Source organism: Maricaulis sp. ABE4_448 (assembly GCF_056160825.1).
The window spans coordinates 11,846-27,044 of sequence record NZ_JBSWXX010000001.1 but is presented as its reverse complement, the minus strand read 5'-3'; the positions used below and the strand labels follow the sequence as shown (position 1 = coordinate 27,044).

Annotated in this window: 17 protein-coding genes; 15 read left to right on the top strand and 2 right to left on the bottom strand. The window is 65.9% G+C overall.

The features are described from left to right. The first annotated feature begins 110 nt into the window (after positions 1 to 110). The 6 genes from zapE (at position 111) to mdh (ending at position 5,149) form a co-directional block, all read left to right on the top strand. The gene (zapE, locus tag ACXAJV_RS00140; RefSeq protein WP_475080536.1) at positions 111 to 1,247 is read left to right on the top strand and encodes a cell division protein ZapE; all 1,137 of its coding nucleotides are present in this window, start codon (positions 111 to 113) and stop codon (positions 1,245 to 1,247) included. A 24-nt stretch (positions 1,248 to 1,271) separates the two neighbouring features. Beyond that, entirely contained in the window at positions 1,272 to 1,949 is a 678-nt protein-coding gene (locus tag ACXAJV_RS00135; RefSeq protein WP_475080533.1) for an O-methyltransferase, read from the top strand. Positions 1,950 to 2,048: 99 nt separating this feature from the next. Then, positions 2,049 to 3,419 (top strand): alpha/beta fold hydrolase, encoded by a 1,371-nt coding sequence (locus tag ACXAJV_RS00130; RefSeq protein WP_475080531.1) that lies wholly within the window; start codon positions 2,049 to 2,051, stop codon positions 3,417 to 3,419. Then, the gene (locus ACXAJV_RS00125; protein WP_475080529.1) at positions 3,416 to 3,865 is read left to right on the top strand and encodes a hypothetical protein; all 450 of its coding nucleotides are present in this window, start codon (positions 3,416 to 3,418) and stop codon (positions 3,863 to 3,865) included. The genes ACXAJV_RS00130 and ACXAJV_RS00125 overlap by 4 nt, the downstream gene beginning before the upstream one ends. Continuing rightward, positions 3,862 to 4,083 carry a helix-turn-helix transcriptional regulator gene (locus ACXAJV_RS00120; RefSeq protein ID WP_475080526.1) on the top strand — a complete coding sequence of 74 codons (222 nt, stop codon included), beginning with the start codon at positions 3,862 to 3,864 and terminating at the stop codon, positions 4,081 to 4,083. The genes ACXAJV_RS00125 and ACXAJV_RS00120 overlap by 4 nt, the downstream gene beginning before the upstream one ends. A 103-nt stretch (positions 4,084 to 4,186) precedes the next feature. After that, complete coding sequence (gene mdh, locus ACXAJV_RS00115) at positions 4,187 to 5,149, top strand: malate dehydrogenase (RefSeq protein ID WP_475080524.1); 963 nt, start codon at positions 4,187 to 4,189, stop codon at positions 5,147 to 5,149. Positions 5,150 to 5,226: 77 nt separating this feature from the next. On the opposite strand, the gene ACXAJV_RS00110 is transcribed toward mdh, so the two are convergent. Beyond that, entirely contained in the window at positions 5,227 to 5,742 is a 516-nt protein-coding gene (locus ACXAJV_RS00110; RefSeq protein ID WP_475080522.1) for a TspO/MBR family protein, read from the bottom strand. Positions 5,743 to 5,942: 200 nt separating this feature from the next. On the opposite strand from ACXAJV_RS00110, the gene ACXAJV_RS00105 reads away from it, so the two are divergent. Both ACXAJV_RS00105 and ACXAJV_RS00100 read left to right on the top strand, forming a co-directional pair. Further along, the gene (locus tag ACXAJV_RS00105) at positions 5,943 to 6,482 is read left to right on the top strand and encodes a GNAT family N-acetyltransferase (RefSeq protein WP_475080519.1); all 540 of its coding nucleotides are present in this window, start codon (positions 5,943 to 5,945) and stop codon (positions 6,480 to 6,482) included. Positions 6,483 to 6,501: 19 nt separating this feature from the next. Next, positions 6,502 to 7,341, top strand: a complete 840-nt coding sequence (locus ACXAJV_RS00100; RefSeq protein WP_475080517.1) for a universal stress protein — start codon at positions 6,502 to 6,504, stop codon at positions 7,339 to 7,341. Positions 7,342 to 7,346: 5 nt separating this feature from the next. On the opposite strand, the gene ACXAJV_RS00095 is transcribed toward ACXAJV_RS00100, so the two are convergent. Further along, positions 7,347 to 8,096: a LytTR family DNA-binding domain-containing protein gene (locus ACXAJV_RS00095; protein WP_475080514.1), complete on the bottom strand. Its 750-nt coding sequence runs from the start codon at positions 8,094 to 8,096 to the stop codon at positions 7,347 to 7,349. Between the two features lie 148 nt (positions 8,097 to 8,244). Between ACXAJV_RS00095 and ACXAJV_RS00090 the strand changes: the two genes are divergently transcribed. The 7 genes from ACXAJV_RS00090 (at position 8,245) to ACXAJV_RS00060 (ending at position 15,118) form a co-directional block, all read left to right on the top strand. Further along, entirely contained in the window at positions 8,245 to 8,667 is a 423-nt protein-coding gene (locus ACXAJV_RS00090) for a DUF2141 domain-containing protein (protein ID WP_475080512.1), read from the top strand. A gap of 10 nt (positions 8,668 to 8,677) precedes the next feature. After that, the gene (locus ACXAJV_RS00085; RefSeq protein WP_475080510.1) at positions 8,678 to 10,192 is read left to right on the top strand and encodes a carotenoid oxygenase family protein; all 1,515 of its coding nucleotides are present in this window, start codon (positions 8,678 to 8,680) and stop codon (positions 10,190 to 10,192) included. A 6-nt stretch (positions 10,193 to 10,198) separates the two neighbouring features. Next, a complete protein-coding gene (locus tag ACXAJV_RS00080) occupies positions 10,199 to 10,606 on the top strand; it encodes a DUF2306 domain-containing protein (protein ID WP_475080508.1) in 408 nt (135 codons plus the stop codon). 57 nt (positions 10,607 to 10,663) lie between these two features. Continuing rightward, positions 10,664 to 11,527: a hypothetical protein gene (locus ACXAJV_RS00075; protein WP_475080506.1), complete on the top strand. Its 864-nt coding sequence runs from the start codon at positions 10,664 to 10,666 to the stop codon at positions 11,525 to 11,527. Between the two features lie 90 nt (positions 11,528 to 11,617). Beyond that, a complete protein-coding gene (locus ACXAJV_RS00070; RefSeq protein ID WP_475080504.1) occupies positions 11,618 to 12,046 on the top strand; it encodes a TQO small subunit DoxD in 429 nt (142 codons plus the stop codon). Positions 12,047 to 12,306: 260 nt separating this feature from the next. After that, positions 12,307 to 13,731 (top strand): hypothetical protein, encoded by a 1,425-nt coding sequence (locus ACXAJV_RS00065; protein WP_475080502.1) that lies wholly within the window; start codon positions 12,307 to 12,309, stop codon positions 13,729 to 13,731. 85 nt (positions 13,732 to 13,816) lie between these two features. Further along, positions 13,817 to 15,118 (top strand): hypothetical protein, encoded by a 1,302-nt coding sequence (locus tag ACXAJV_RS00060; RefSeq protein ID WP_475080500.1) that lies wholly within the window; start codon positions 13,817 to 13,819, stop codon positions 15,116 to 15,118. The last annotated feature ends 81 nt before the right edge of the window (positions 15,119 to 15,199 follow it).

Sequence of the window (15,199 nt, the reverse complement as noted above, 5' to 3'; positions counted from 1 at the left end):
AGCGATTGGGGCGACACTGGTGCTGGGTGTGCTGGCGCTGGTGCAACTCTGGCCGGCGGGCTGAGCCTTGCCCATTGACCTTCGCGGTCGCAGCACCCAAGCCTTTGCCCATGACGACGCCGCTTGATCTCTGGCGCCAGCGCGTGGACGCGGGCAGCCTCAACCCCGACCCAGACCAGGAACGGGCAGCCGCGGCGCTGAGTGCGCTCTCGGGCCGGCTCGAGGGCTGGAAGCCGGGGGCGAAAACCCTGTTCGGCAAGACCAAGCCGGCCCCCAAAGGGCTCTATCTCTGGGGCGGTGTCGGCCGCGGCAAGTCCATGCTGATGGATCTCTTCATCGAGACCGCGCCGGTGGCGTCCCGGCGCCGGGCCCACTTCCACGAATTCATGCAGGGCGCTCATGCCCGCATCAATCGCTGGCGCAGCCTGTCAAAAGCCGACCGGCGCCGTCAGCCGGAATATGTGAAAGGCGCGGGTGACGATCCGATCCCGCCGGTGGCGCGCAGCCTGGCGAGCGAGGCGCGTCTTCTCGCCTTTGACGAGTTCCACGTCACCGATATCGCCGATGCCATGATCCTTGGCCGGTTGTTCGAACACCTGTTCGCCGAAGGCGTGGTGATCGTGGCGACCTCGAACCGGCATCCCGACGATCTCTATCGCGACGGTATCAACCGCCAGCTCTTCCTGCCCTTCATCGACCTGTTGAAGGACCGGCTCGATGTGATGGAGCTGGATGGCGGTGTCGATCATCGTCTGCGCCAGCTCGAGGCCGCGCCGGTCTATTACTGCCCGCTGGGCGCCGATGCCGATCACGCCATGGATCTGGCCTGGGAACGGCTGACCTCCGGGGCGGCGCCGCAACGCTGTACGCTGGACGTGCAGGGACGCGAACTGGTGGTCGAGCGCGAGGTGGCCGGCGTGGCCCGCTTCACCTTCACCGAATTGTGCGCGCGTCCGCTCGGCGCAGGCGACTATCTTGCCATTGCAGGCCGGTTTCACACTGTGCTGCTCGACCGCGTTCCGAAACTCTCTCCGGACAAGCGTAATGAGGCCAAGCGCTTCGTGACGCTGATCGACGCGCTCTACGAGGCGCGGACCAAGCTGGTGATGAGCGCCGATGCCGAGCCCGACGATCTTTATCCCGACGGTGACGGGGCGTTCGAGTTCGAGCGTACGGCCTCACGCCTGATGGAAATGCGCACCCACGACTATCTCGCTGCGGAGCGTGAGGAGCCGGCCGCATCGTGATCTGAACCATTGAGGAGGACAGTCATGTCGAGTTCCATCGGTCTTGATGAGACCCTGGCCGCCTATGTCCAGGCCGCCAATCCGCCCGAGCACCCCGCCCTGGCGCGATGCCGCCGCGAAACCGAGGCGATGGGCGATGTCGCGCGCATGCAGATCTCGCCGGAACAGGGTGCCTTCATGCAGATGTGCGCCCGGCTCACCGGCGCCCGGATTGCCGTGGAGGTCGGTGTCTTCACCGGCTATTCGGCACTCGCCACGGCGCTGGCGATGCGTGACATGCACGGTGCACAAGCGCGGCTCTACGGCTGCGACAAGTCGGCGGAGTATACCGACCAGGCCCGGGAATACTTCAGCGAAGCCGGTGTCGAAGCGCTCATCGAATTGCGTATCGGCGAGGCGCGCGAGACGCTGGAGGCTCTGAAAGGCGAGATCGCCGGGCGCGCGGATCTTGTTTTCATCGATGCCGACAAGACCGGATACGACGCCTATTACGAAGCGTCGCTCGATCTGCTGCGGCCGGGCGGGCTGATCCTCTTCGACAACATGCTGTGGAACGGGTCCGTCGCCGATCCGCAGAAGGTGGCGTCGGACGAGGATACCGCCGCGCTGAAGGCGCTTGCGGGAAAAGTGCGCGACGATGCGCGGGTCCATCACGCCTTCACGGCGCTGGGGGACGGTCTTCTCATGGCGATGAGGCGCTGACGGCAGACGGTAAAATGTAACCTTGACGGTACACGGTGTAACGTGTAGGTGTCTTATCACCTGCAGGTTACACCTGCCTTGACCGCTCGGGAGTCTGCCATGCCGAAACATCTCGGAAAACTCGTCGCCACGCTGGCCGTCATGCTGGGCGCGACCGCTCCGGCAGCCGGCGAGACGCCTGCGGACCCCGCCGGTGTCTGGCGCGGAACGCTCGATCTGGGGGCCGCACAATTGCGGCTCGAGCTTCACGTTGAAAACACCGGTGAAGAACTGACCGGGCATCTCGTCAGCGTCGACCAGGGCGGTATGGAAATCCCTGCGGCCGCTATCAGCTTACAGGCCCCTCGCCTGGTGGCGGACTTCCCGTCCATCGGTGCGCGCTATGAGGGCCGGTTTGCCGGGGCGGACCGCCTCGAGGGCGTCTTTACCCAGGGCGGCTCCCATCCTCTGGTGCTAGAGCGCGGGGGCGCGGCCTTCGGTCCGGCCTTCGAACCGGCTGCGATGATCGGCACGGACACGGAGATGACGGTGATGTCGGATGGTCTGCGCCTGGCCGGCTCGCTGCGTCTGCCCGACGGAGACGGGCCGTTTCCCGCTTTCATCATGTTGACGGGCACCGGCCCCCAGGACCGCGACGAGACCATTGCCGGCCGGCCGGTTTTCGCGGCGCTCGCCAGCGCGCTGGCGGCCCAGGGCATTGCCAGCCTGCGGCTGGACGATCGCGGTGTCGGCGGATCGCAGGGCGATTTCGCCGCCGCCACCTCCCATGACTATGCGGCCGATGCGCTGGCGGCGCTGGCGGCGCTGCGGGCACGCCCCGGGATCGATGCGGACCGTGTCGGCTTTCTCGGTCATTCCGAGGGCGCCGTGACCGCCTTCCTGGCGGCCGCGGACGGCGATCCGGACTTCATCCTCACCCTCGCCGGCATGACCAGCGGCCTGGAGCAGGTCCTGTTCGAACAGGGCGAGGCGATTGTGCGGGCCGCCGGCGGTGACGATATGGCGGTGGCCGAGACACGCGCCGTGCAGGAGGAAATCATCGAGCTGGCACGCACCGTGCCGGTGGACGCGTTGCCGGCCGCCATCGAGGCGGCGATGCGGGCGCGGGGGCAGGCCGCGGCGATGGTGCGGGCGAACACGCAGACCTGGGGCCGGCCCTGGTTCCCGGCCCTGCTGGAGATCGACACGCCGGCGCTGATAGACGCCTATCAGGGACCGGTCGCGGCCCTGTATGCCGAACGCGACCTGCAAGTGCTCGCGGAGACCCAATCGGCCGTGGCGGCTGCCGCGCTGGCCGACAACCCCCGAGCGCAAATCGCCATCGTGCCGGGCGTGAACCACCTCTTCCAGGCCAGCCGGACCGGCCGGCTGGAGGAATACCAGACGGCGCCCCATGCCGTGGCCCCCGCGGCACTGGAGACGATCGGCGAAACCGCCCGCCGCCTGGTGGCTGAAGGCGCGGACCAATGAGCCGGGATGCGGACATCGAGCGGCTCCTGCGCCGGCGCGATATCATCATCATTGCCTCGGCCGGCGGTTTCCTGGTCTGGCAGGGTGGCTGGCTGCTCACCGATCTGGTGCCGGCAGGACCGGCAATGACCGGGGCCGTCATCCTCACCGTGCTTGGCTTCCTGGCCTGGGTCGCGGCCACGGCTGGACTGATGCTGTACTACCGCAGCGTCCGCCAGGCCGGCGCCGAAGCGGAACTGGATGACGAGCTGGCGCGCCACCGTCAGGACCGTGCCTTCCTGATCGGTTATTGGTGCTTGGCGGGCAGTCTGGCGGCGATGCTGGGTCTGGAGGGGTTTTTCGATATCGATCCCGCCATCTATCTGCGCACCCTCATCCTGATCGGCGTGCTGACGCCGCTTCTGGCCTTTCTCTGGCTCGACCGGGATGAGGGGGGCGCCGAATGACGCCGCCGGCCAACGGGCCGCAACTCGCCAACCGTCTTCGCGAATTGCGCGCCCGGCACAATCTCACCCAGGCGCAACTGGCCGAGCGTGTGGGGGTGACGCGCAAGACGATCAACACGGTGGAGAACCGGGTCTTCGTGCCCTCCACCATCCTCGCCCTGAAACTCGCAGCCGCGCTGCAGGTGACGGTCGAGGAGATATTCGCGCTCGAAGAATGAGGCCCGCCGGACAGGTGTGACGTTTTCGCCGCCTTGCCCAAGGCGCCGTGCAGCGCTAGACCGCTGGCCAGCACTGGAACATCCCGAAAGAGGAGCTCTCCCCATGGCCCGAAACAAGATTGCGCTGATCGGATCCGGCATGATCGGCGGCACGCTCGCCCATATCGCTGCGCGCGAGGAACTGGGCGATGTCGTCCTGTTCGACATTGCTGAAGGCGTTGCCAAGGGCAAGGCGCTGGATATTGCCGAGGCGAGCCCCGTCTTTGGCAAGGACAGCAAGCTGGCCGGTTCGGACGATTATGCCGCGATCGCGGGCGCCGATGTCTGCATCGTTACCGCCGGCGTGCCGCGCAAGCCGGGCATGAGCCGCGATGACCTTCTGGGCATCAATCTGAAAGTCATGAAGGCGGTCGGCGAGGGCATCGCCAAACACGCGCCGGATGCTTTCGTGATCTGCATCACCAACCCGCTCGACGCGATGGTCTGGGCACTGCGCGAATTCTCCGGCCTGCCGCACAACAAGGTCGTCGGCATGGCCGGCGTTCTGGACTCGGCCCGCTTCCGCCACTTCCTGGCCGACGAATTCGCCGTGTCCGTCGAAGACGTCACCGCCTTCGTGATGGGCGGCCATGGCGACACGATGGTGCCGCTGCTGCGCTATTCCACGATCGCCGGCATCCCGGTTCCGGACATGATCGAGATGGGCTGGTCGACGCAGGAGAAGATGGACGCCATCGTCGACCGCACCCGAAAGGGCGGCGGCGAGATCGTCGCGCTGCTGGGCACGGGCTCGGCCTTCTACGCGCCGGCGGAAAGCGCCATCGACATGGCGGTCTCCTATCTGCGCGACAAGAAGCGCATCCTGCCCTGCGCCGCACACCTGACCGGCCAGTTCGGCCAGAACGATCTCTATGTTGGCGTGCCGGTCGTGATCGGCGCCGGCGGTGTCGAGAAGATCGTCGAGATTTCGCTCAATGAAGATGAGCAGGCGATGTTCGACAACTCCGTCGACGCCGTGAAGGGTCTCGTCGAGGCCTGCAAGGGCTTGGAGCCGTCGCTGGGCTGATCGCGTCCGCGACAGACTGACATGACAGAGCCGCCGGTCGTTTGGCCGGCGGCTTTTTCATGCTTTGCGCTTCAGGGTTACAGAGCGCCTGCGGTCAGCGGCCCGCCGGTGTTCAACCGCATCAGCTCGAAGCCGAGAATGAGAAGAAGGTTCTGCCAGGCAAAGGGTATCCACATCAGTACGCCGGCGGGCCGGGAGCTGCGTCCGGCTGCCCAGACCGCAAACACGGTGAACACCCACATGCCCAAGGCCGCGACAAAGCCCAGCGAAACGTCACGTGTCGAGAAGAACAGCCAGATCTGGGCCGGAAGGCCGATCAGGAAGAGGGTAATCAGGCCGCTCGCGAGCCAGTGCAACAGCCCGGCGCCGGCCCGCTGATTGATCCATAGCGCGATGACCACAAAAGCGGGGATGAAGAGGCCGATCAGGTTGAGAAGCGTATAGCTGGGGGTCCAGTGCGGGGCGTTCAGGCCGGTCAGCCAGGTGAAGGCGCCGGTCGCATGGATCCAGCCCGACAAGCCGCCGGCCAGGCTGGACACGGCAATCAGGTAGACCAGCAGTGTCACAATGCCCGGACTGCGCTTACCGTCCATAGCCCCAAACTCGAACAAACTACTCACCGGACATAACCTGCAAACGGCACGCCAGTTCCCTGGACATTCCGGCCCCGTTCACGTGGCACCCTAGCCCCGCCCCGTGACATTGTGGCGCTCTGGGCTGTCATAAAGAATGCGTGTATTCATCTGAAGGATTTCCGGTTGACCGGATTGCCCCGAACCCGTCGATTTTGCCCATGACGCAGACCGTTCTCGAAACCGACCGTCTCATTCTGCGACAGCCCGATCTGTCGGATTTCGAACCCCTGTGCGAGCTGATGGGGGATGCGACCGTGACCCGCTTTATCGGCGGTGTGCAGGATCCGGCGCAGGTCTGGCGATCCCTGTGCGGCATTGTCGGGCACTGGGAATTGCGCGGCTATGGCTTCTTCAGCGTGATCGAGAAGGAGACCGGAACCTGGCTCGGCCGGGTCGGTCCCTGGTATCCGCATGGCTGGCCGCAGCCGGAGATCGGCTGGTCGCTGAACCGGCACAGCTGGGGGCGTGGCTATGCGTCCGAAGCCGGTGCCGCCTGCATGGACTTCGTGTTCGACGCGCTGGGCTGGCGCGATGTTGTGCACCTGATCGACAGCGACAACACGCCCAGCCAGCGCGTGGCCGAACGGCTGGGGTCGCGCAATCTGGGTCGGCGGGTCGAGGTGGCCGGCTTTCCGGGCATGGAAGTCGACCTCTGGGGCCAGGACGCGGACGACTGGCGGGCGCGTCCCCGCGCATGACCTGACGACGGAGCAAGACATGGAAATCAAGCGCATTCTCACCGTGATCGAAGGCAGCGAGCAGGATGAGCCGCTGCTGCGTCAGGCGCTGGCTCTGGCTATCCGCCATGATGCGCGGCTGGATGCGCTGTTCGTGCGGCGCAATGCGGCGTCCGGCGGCGACTTCCTCGGTGATACCTTCTCCACCTACGGCATGGAGACCGTGCTGGAGGCGCTCGACGATGCGGCGGCGGAAGCCAGCGTTCGGGCGCATGAAGCGTTCGAGCGGGTTGCCGACGATGCGCCGGCCAACAGGTCGGGGCGTCTTGCCGAGTTTGTCGGCCTGCCTGAAGCCGCGTTGGCACAGGAAGGCCGGCTCAGCGATCTTGTGGTCATGGCGCTGCCGGAGGGCGACAGCGCGCGCCATCAACTGAGCGCGATCAAGATTGCGGCCTGTGAGAGCGGCCGTCCGCTGTTGTTGCTGCCTGCCGGCCGGGCGCCGGACGCGCCGCTGGACAAGGCGATGATCGCCTGGGACGGATCGCTGGAAGCGTCGCGCGCGGTGACGGGCTCGTTGCCCCTGCTCGAAATCGCCGCTTCGGTGAAGGCGGTTCATGCCGGCACCGATCACGAGGACGCAGCCCAGCTGTCGCGTCTGGCCAATTATCTCGACCGGCACGGTGTCACCGCTTCAACCGAAACGCTGGCGCTGGATCATCGCTCGACGGCGCGCACGCTGATCGAGGCCGCCAGCGCCGCAAGTATCGATTTCCTGGTCATGGGCGGTTTCGGGGCGCCGGGCTGGCAGTATGCGCTGGGGCGCGATGAAACGACGGCGCTTCTGAAGGGCACGGGCTTTGCCATTCTCCTGGTGCACTGAGCGGATCAGTACCAGCCGGCCTCGCGCAGTTTCGGGGAATAGGTGCGGCTGACCGGGGCATCGACGCCATTGGCCAGTGTCAGTGTCGCCCGGCCGTCGCCGCGGCTGACGCGTTCGACCGCGTCCCGAGCCACCCACCAGGAGCGGTGTGTACGGGCGCCGTCCAGTGTGTCGACGGCGGCAATGGCATCGCCCAGCCGCATCAGGATCAGACCGTCGCCCGCCTCTGTGTGCACACGCAGATAATGATCCTCGGCCTGAAGCGCCAGAAGGCGCGACCGGCGCAGATGCGGCGGCAGTTTCTCGGTGAGGGCCGGCCCGGGTGTGGCGGTGCCCGTGTCCGCACTTTCGCCCTGGCCTTCGCGCGCGCGGTCCAGATGGACCGAGACCAGGGTGACGGCCACCGAGACCACCCAGACCATGAAATAGACCACCGGAAGCTGGATGACGCGGAAGGCCGGGCCCATAACTGCCTGCAGGATGATGACGGCGGCGCTGACCGGGATGGCGACGAGCGTGGCGAGAACCAGACTCAGCAGAAGCGGTTTCAGATCTGGGTAAACCCGTTCAAGCCAGGCGGTGAAAACCCGTCCGCTGATCCAGCCAACCGCCATCAGGCCGGTCCAGTAAAGCCAGACCCCCGGGACGCCGAGATTGTGGCTGTCATACGGGCCCAGGATCGACATCAGCGTACCGACGGCGAGGATGGCGCCGATGGTCGGCAGGGTCTTGCGGATCTGTTCGGTTGAAATCATGCCGGTCATTCACGAAGCGCGAATGAACACCTAGCGCAATTCGCGCAGCCCGGCAGCCTGTTTGCGCACTCCGTGTTTCGCGGCGTCGGGCGGCGCGCCATCCCTGTTTGCGACACCGGCATGGAGCCGGACCAACAGGGAGACAGACATGATCACGATCTCGATGCTCGCATTGGCCGCCGCGACGGCATTTCTGGCAGCCCAGGATGGCGAGGCCGAACTGACGGTTTCCGTAACCGGCATCCAGCAGGCCGGCGGTCAGCTTGTTGTCGGGCTCTATGCCTCCGGTGAGGACTGGGACGCCGGCCGGTCGGCCGCAGGCCGGTTCGTTCCGGTCGAGGGCGACAGTGTGACCTTCACTTTTGACGATGTGCCGGCCGGAACCTACGGCATCAAGCTCTACCACGATGTAGACGGTGACGGTGACCTGGATACCAATCTGATGGGCATCCCGACCGAACCCTTCGGCTTCTCCAACAATGCCCGCGGCCGGTTCGGTCCGGCCAGCTGGGATGATGCCGTCTTCACCATCGAGCCGGGCAGCAACGCTCACGCTCTGGATCTGCGCTAGGGAGGCCACAATGCAGACAAGCCGCAGGGAAATGCTGTCCATGCTGGCCGCCGCGGGTGGCGCAGCAGGCCTGCCGGGGCCGGCTTTCGGTCTCCTGTCGACGGACCCGGTGCTGGCCGCCTTCGAGGCGAGCCGGGCCCGCGACCCGTGGACGCTGGGCATGGCCGACGCTCCGTCCGAAGGCCGTGAAGCGGTCGCCGAGCGTCTGCAGGGCCGGCTTCCCTCCGGCCTGTCCGGCGTGTTGCACCGCAACGGCCCGGCGCGCTTCACCCGCAATGACTGGCGCTATCGCCACTGGTTCGACGGTGACGGCATGGTCCATGCCTGGCGGCTGACACCGGGCGAACCGGTGACCCACCAGGCCCGCTTCGTGGAAACACGCAAATGGCTGGCCGAAGAGGATGCCGGCCGCTTCCTGATGCCGACTTTCGGGTCGGTACCGCCGAACAGCCAGGGCATGCGCGGTCCGGACGACATGAATGCGGCGAACACGTCGGTAATGATGATCGACGGGGCGCTGATGGCGTTGTGGGAAGGCGGTTCGGCCTGGGAGCTGGATCCGGACACGTTGGAATCCCGCGGTGCCAAAATCTGGGGCGAGGGCCTGTCGGGGCTGCCATTCTCGGCCCATCCGAAGGTCGATCCGGACGGGACGGTCTGGAATTTCGGCCAGGCGCCGATGCAGGACGCGCTGGTGCTCTGGCATATCGGTGCCGACGGGCAATTGCGCCGCGCCGACATGGTCGGCGATGTGCCGGGCGGCATGATCCACGACTTCGCCGTCACCGACCGTTCGCTGGTCTTCCTGGTGGGCAATCTGATATGGGACCGGGCGCGGCTGCCCTATCTGGACAGTTTCGTCTGGGATGACAGCCGGGCGATGCGCGTTGTGGCCATCGACAAGGCCAATTGGTCGCAGCGCCGCGTATGGGATCTGCCGCCGGGCTTCCTGTTCCACATCGGTGGTGCCTGGGAAGAGGCCGATGGCACGATCCGTGTCGACGCGGCCCTGTCCGATAATGCCCGCTTTGCCACCGAGGGTGCCCGCGATGCCATGCGCGGCCATGTTCGCCCGGAAACCGACAGCACCAGCCGGATGCGGTTGGTGACGCTGCGGCCCGGCGGCCGGTTCGAGCAGGCCGAATTCGCCGACAGCTTTGCCGAGTTCCCGCAGATCGATCCGCGTTTTACCGGTCTTGAGCGCCGTTTCACCTGGCATGTCGGCTGGTCGGACAATCAGCTGCAGGGGGCCTCGCAACTGGTGCGCCGCGACCTGGCGTCCGGCGAGACCCGCCGCTTCGATTTCGGCAGTGACATCGTCGTCGAGGAGCCGCTCTTCATTCCGGCGAGCGATCGGGCACAGGAAGGTGAGGGCTGGCTGGTCCATACCGCGCTGAACAAGCGGGCCCGGGCGAGCGAGCTGCATGTCTTCGATGCCCGGCGTGTCGATGACGGGCCGGTGGGCAGCTGGCGTCTGCCCTATGCCAATCCGTACGGCTTCCACGGCTGCTGGCGTTCGCTCTAGGAGGCGATGATGGATATCGGAGCCTTTGCCGCCGCACCGGCGGTGATCCAGCTGCATGCGATTTGCGCCACCGGTGCGCTTGTGCTCGGGGCGGTGCAGCTGGCCGGCCCCAAGGGCACGCTACCGCACCGGACGCTGGGAATGGTCTGGGCCGGGTTGATGGCGGTCACCGCGCTATCGGCTCTTTTCATTCACAAGGTCAATGAGGGCGGGTTCTCGCCCATTCACCTCTTTATCCCGCTCACCCTGTTCGGCCTGGTCGGGCTGGCGCGCTCGATCCAGACGCGCCAATGGCGCCGGCACAGGACCATCGTGATGAGCCTTTATTTCGGTGCGCTGATCATTCCCGGCCTGTTCACGTTTCTGCCCGGCCGGTTGATGCATGACATGTTTCTGGCCGGTCCGGCCGGGTGAGTGATTGACGTGGCGCGGCAGGCTTGCCACCTTCGCGTGCAGTCAGCGGAGCCTTCCATGAAACGCGTCCTGTCCTGTCTTGTCGTACTCGTCCTGAGCGCTGTGTCCACGCCCGCCCTCGCCCAGCGCACCGTGATGGTCGAGGTGTGCAACGAGACCGGTTTTCGCGTGGCCACGGCCGCGGCCTACCGGACCGGACCTTCGCCGGACCGGACGCTGCAGACCTGGTTTCTGATCGATCCGGGCGAATGCCTGGACGGCGGTCTCAACGGTGTGATGGGCGACAGCGTGGATCTGCATGTCATGTCGGGCGAGTGGTTCTGGCCGCACGGCGAAGGCGATGCCGTGTGGTGCGTTCCTGCATCGTCATCTACATCGCTCGCGACGGCAGAGCCCTGTAGGGCCGGACGCGTGCCGCGCGCCTTCCGCTCGACCCCGATCGAGATAACCGGCCAGCGCGGCCCCGGTGGCCGCAATGTCGGGCGCGTGCAATGGCGGATCGCCTGTGACGGGCTGGCCGTTGACGATGCGGCCCTGTGTCCCGGCGCGCCGGTGGGTGCACAGGGTCTGGCGCGGCCGGTCAGGACGCTGGAAGTATGCAATCTTGTCAGCCGCGATATCGAGATTGCGGTTCTGGAGGCGATGCCGGACGGGAATTTCGCACTGGACGGCCTGCACACCCTGCCGGCGGAAGGATGCGCGGATGTCTATCGCGGCTTTCCGCAAACCGACACGCTGATGGTCGCTGAAATCGGTGTCTTTCATGAACGCCAGGAGGGGCAGTTCTGCCTGCCGCTTCCTGATGACGGCATTGCGCGCATGACCTCGGACCAGTGCGCCGGTGGCGAGGCACCGGTCGGGTATCGCCTGCACGGTTTCGGAGAGCGTACGGCACGCTATACCGCCTATATCGGCCGCTGATCGGGCCGGTATTCGCGCCTCGGGCGTAGTCGCTTGCGGGGCGCGCCCTGCTTGGGCATGGTCCCTCTGACAGGATTTCCGGGGGGAAAGATGGATAGCGCCGGCGCAGCCGCCAATGCGGAACGCTTCATGCCCGACTGGTTGGTCGGCGGTCTCCTGCGGTTGGCCCTGATGCCGGGTCTGTGGCTCTGGGGGCGGGCGCATGCCGCCGCCTGGCCAGGGGTCGATCCGGCCCTGATCCATGCCGCCGAAATCTGGTCGGTCCCGATGATCTCCCCCGCACACCTCGCCCAGATCGCCGTCTGGGGCGCGCAGATCTGCGCCGGCCTGCTGCTGGTCGGCTTCCTGACACGCCTGGTGGGACTGGTTCTGCTGGCCGCTGCCGGTGTCTATGCGGCCTGGATTGCCCCGGATGCCTGGCCCGCGACAATCGTGTTCGCCGCGGCCGCGTTTTACCTCTTTGCCCGGGGCGGTGGCGCCCTGTCGGTGGACGGGGCTATCGTGGCGACGACACGCTAGAGCCGGGACGCCGGAAACGGGGCCGCGTTTTCCAACAGCAGACCGCGTCCCGCTTCTGCTGAAGCGGCGCGGGCTCATAACTTATGCGTGCGCGGCGTGCGGTAAGTACCGGCTAACCCAGCCCTCGCTAGGGCTTGTTTTGCATTTGAATCAAAGGCCCCGGAAGTCTTTCGGTGTTTCGTGAAGCATCCTGGCTAGCATCGGGATGTTTCCGTACCGCTCTTTCGAGCCTTGGGAGAACCGCAGGACAGGTCGCCGCCATGGATGTCGAAACGATGAAACGCCTGAAGAATGCGCTCGCCGGGCGTGCTTCGGTCGATATCGGTCATTTCCAGTGGATCAATCTCGATATGGTTCGCGCTGAAGCCGCCGAACAATGGGACAGCCTGCGCGACAAGATCTATGGTGCCGCGACGCATTTCATTGAGAAGCGCCTGGGCCCGAACGATGTAATAGTGCGCTGCAAGGGCGGCTTCATTCTCATCTTTGCCGACTATACCGGTGCCGATGCGGTTGCTCACACGGAAGCGATTTCGCAGGAGCTGAACTGCTTCTTCCTGGGCGACCGCATCCTGCAGCGCCTGGAAATTTCGTCGAAAAGCCGGACAGTCTCGATGGCCGAGCTGGCAGACATGGTTGCGTCGGGTGCGGCCGAGGGTGACAAGTCGGCCGTCGGCGCTCGCCGCAAGCCGGTCAGCAAAGATGCCAAGACGTCCAAGAGTGTCGGCCACTGGCAGGCGCTCAAACACGACAAATCTGCCGGGACCGCAGTGACGTCATCGACCGGGCGATGGCGCGGCGATCTGGCCGGGCTCGACAGCGATGCTGCGGAAGATTCCGTTCTGGCCCTGCCCGGAGCCGATCCCGCTGACCTAGATGTCGCTGCTGAGCGATGGTCTCATTCGACCGCTGATCTCTTCTCAGATCTCGACAAGACCTGGGATGATATCGTCTTCATGCCGTCCTGGGATGTGCGATTTGGTTTCATTACGGCGAATTTCTGTCTGGCGCGCCGCAGGTATCACGGCCGCATGCTGTTCGGGCGCGACACTCTGCTGGGCAATGCATCTCCGGACCTGCACCGGCTACTCGACCACTCGGTCGCAATCGCTGCCCAGCGCGGTTTCATGCGCCGCTATGCCGAGGGCGTGAAGTGCGCCATCGCGATCCCGGTCAATTACGACACGATCATCAGCCCGGCCGACCGGGTGCGCTACTTCTCCATCCTGCAATGCATGCCCCAGAAGGTGCGCAAGTATTTCCACCTGCGGGTGGACAATATTCCCGACGGTGCGCCCCAGGGGCAGATGGAGGAATTGTTCCGCGCCATGCGCTGCTTCGGCTCGAACATCCTCGCCAAGATCCCCGTCGGGACCATCCAGCTCAGCCGGTTCGAGAATTGCGGCATAACCCTGTTCTCCACTGAGCTGCCGGCGCCCGATGCGACGGGTCATATCAAGGAAGGCGTGCTCAAGCAGCTGACGGCCGAGGCGATGTCGATCCAGCGCTCCGGCGCTGGCGGCTGCCTGACCAATGTGGCGACGTTCGAACAGCTCGATGCCGGCCTGAATGCCGGCTTCCAGGTGTTCATTGGCGATGCGGTCGGTGAGGCCTCGGCCTTGCCGGTGCCGCTGCAGCCCTGCCTGCTCGACGATCTGCGCGACAGGGCCAGCGACGCGGCCTGACGCAGGTCATGTCCGGCTTACCGATTGGAAAGACCTTGCGGGCTAGCCTTCCGGCACGGGATCTGGTCCCCGGGGAAGCGCCGCCATGTCGCCGGAACTCAAGAACAAGCTGAAAACCGTGCTCGCGGGGCGGGCCTCCGTGGATATGGGGCAATTCCAGTTCCTCAATCTGGACCGGGTGCGCGAGGAGGCGGGCGAGGACTGGCCCCGCCTGCGCGACAAGATCTACGAGGTCGCCGCCCACTTTATCGAGAAGCGTATCGATCCGGCCGATGTGATGATCCGCTGCCGCGGCGGTTTCATGATCGTGTTCGCGGCCCTCGATCCGGACGCGGCCGAAGCCAAGGTCGGCGGTATCGCCGCCGAACTGGAGCGCTTTTTTCTGGGCGACCGGCGGCTGGAGATGATGGAACTGGTCGCCGATGCGCGCAGCGTGACGACGGCCGAACTGCTGGAAATTGTCGCCCAGGCGCAGGAAGAAACCCGTGCGGCTGCCGAGCCGGCGCCGGGCGAACAGACCGAGGCAGCGCGAGAGACAGCGCCGCGCTGGCAGGCTGTGGAGACGGGCCCTAAAAAATCCACCGGCAGTGTCGTCCGGCCTGCGGCCTCTGCTGCCGGCAGCCTGCCCTGGGACAGTATCGTCTTCCGGCCGGTCTGGGATGCCAGGCGCGGGGCGCTGATCCACAATGTCTGTATCGCCCGCCGGGTGGTGAACGGCTTCGCCGTACACGGGCGCGACACGCTGATGGGCCGCGACGAGCCGGAATTGCACCACATGCTGGACATGGCCGTTGCCCGCGCCGCCCAGCGCGGTTTCCAGAAGGCCCGCGCGGCCGGCGGTCCCTGCGCCGTGGTGATCCCGGTGCATCATGCGACGCTGGTGACGGTGTCGCGGCGTCTGGATTATATCGGCGTGCTGCAATCGGTTCCCGAACCGATGCGCCGTTTTTTCAGGCTGCGGATCGAGGGGGTGCCGTCCGGCGCGCCGATCGGCCGTACCCAGGAAACCTTCCGCTCGCTGAAACCGCTGGCCGCCGAACTGATGGTCAAACTGCCCTTCGGCGATATCGATCTGCAGCGTTTCGAGGGGTGCGGGGTCGGTATGTTCGACGCGGATACGCCGTCGCGCATCAATGAGGGCGGGCCCGATGACGCGCAGGTGGCGGCGCTGACCGACTGGACCGCTTCGGCCCAGGTCATGAAGGCGGAAACGGCGCTGGCCGAGGTCGGGAATAGTGGCTTTCTGCAGGTCGCGATTGCCGCCGGTGTGCGGTATTTCTCCGGCGCCGCGATCGCTCCGGATACGGAATTGCCCCGCTCGCCCATGGCTTTGCCGCTGACCCGGATCGTCGAAAACACCGACGGCGCGGACCGCCGTCCGGCCTAGTCCGGCGCGGCGCAGGCGAATGCGTTGCGCTTGGCCGGGCCAGTGTTATAAGGCGGTTCCTGTCTGGCCATTTCTTCGCTT

What these genes read in the sequence shown, in the direction of transcription:
- ACXAJV_RS00125 (WP_475080529.1), top strand. Translation starts at nt 3,416, where the DNA reads ATGAGCCGGGATGCGGACATCGAGCGGCTCCTGCGCCGGCGCGATATC.
- ACXAJV_RS00085 (WP_475080510.1), top strand. Translation starts at nt 8,678, where the DNA reads ATGCAGACAAGCCGCAGGGAAATGCTGTCCATGCTGGCCGCCGCGGGT.
- ACXAJV_RS00110 (WP_475080522.1), bottom strand. Translation starts at nt 5,742, where the DNA reads ATGGACGGTAAGCGCAGTCCGGGCATTGTGACACTGCTGGTCTACCTG.
- ACXAJV_RS00075 (WP_475080506.1), top strand. Translation starts at nt 10,664, where the DNA reads ATGAAACGCGTCCTGTCCTGTCTTGTCGTACTCGTCCTGAGCGCTGTG.
- mdh (WP_475080524.1), top strand. Translation starts at nt 4,187, where the DNA reads ATGGCCCGAAACAAGATTGCGCTGATCGGATCCGGCATGATCGGCGGC.
- zapE (WP_475080536.1), top strand. Translation starts at nt 111, where the DNA reads ATGACGACGCCGCTTGATCTCTGGCGCCAGCGCGTGGACGCGGGCAGC.
- ACXAJV_RS00105 (WP_475080519.1), top strand. Translation starts at nt 5,943, where the DNA reads ATGACGCAGACCGTTCTCGAAACCGACCGTCTCATTCTGCGACAGCCC.
- ACXAJV_RS00080 (WP_475080508.1), top strand. Translation starts at nt 10,199, where the DNA reads ATGATGGATATCGGAGCCTTTGCCGCCGCACCGGCGGTGATCCAGCTG.
- ACXAJV_RS00065 (WP_475080502.1), top strand. Translation starts at nt 12,307, where the DNA reads ATGGATGTCGAAACGATGAAACGCCTGAAGAATGCGCTCGCCGGGCGT.
- ACXAJV_RS00130 (WP_475080531.1), top strand. Translation starts at nt 2,049, where the DNA reads ATGCCGAAACATCTCGGAAAACTCGTCGCCACGCTGGCCGTCATGCTG.
- ACXAJV_RS00120 (WP_475080526.1), top strand. Translation starts at nt 3,862, where the DNA reads ATGACGCCGCCGGCCAACGGGCCGCAACTCGCCAACCGTCTTCGCGAA.
- ACXAJV_RS00070 (WP_475080504.1), top strand. Translation starts at nt 11,618, where the DNA reads ATGGATAGCGCCGGCGCAGCCGCCAATGCGGAACGCTTCATGCCCGAC.
- ACXAJV_RS00095 (WP_475080514.1), bottom strand. Translation starts at nt 8,096, where the DNA reads ATGATTTCAACCGAACAGATCCGCAAGACCCTGCCGACCATCGGCGCC.
- ACXAJV_RS00135 (WP_475080533.1), top strand. Translation starts at nt 1,272, where the DNA reads ATGTCGAGTTCCATCGGTCTTGATGAGACCCTGGCCGCCTATGTCCAG.
- ACXAJV_RS00060 (WP_475080500.1), top strand. Translation starts at nt 13,817, where the DNA reads ATGTCGCCGGAACTCAAGAACAAGCTGAAAACCGTGCTCGCGGGGCGG.
- ACXAJV_RS00090 (WP_475080512.1), top strand. Translation starts at nt 8,245, where the DNA reads ATGATCACGATCTCGATGCTCGCATTGGCCGCCGCGACGGCATTTCTG.
- ACXAJV_RS00100 (WP_475080517.1), top strand. Translation starts at nt 6,502, where the DNA reads ATGGAAATCAAGCGCATTCTCACCGTGATCGAAGGCAGCGAGCAGGAT.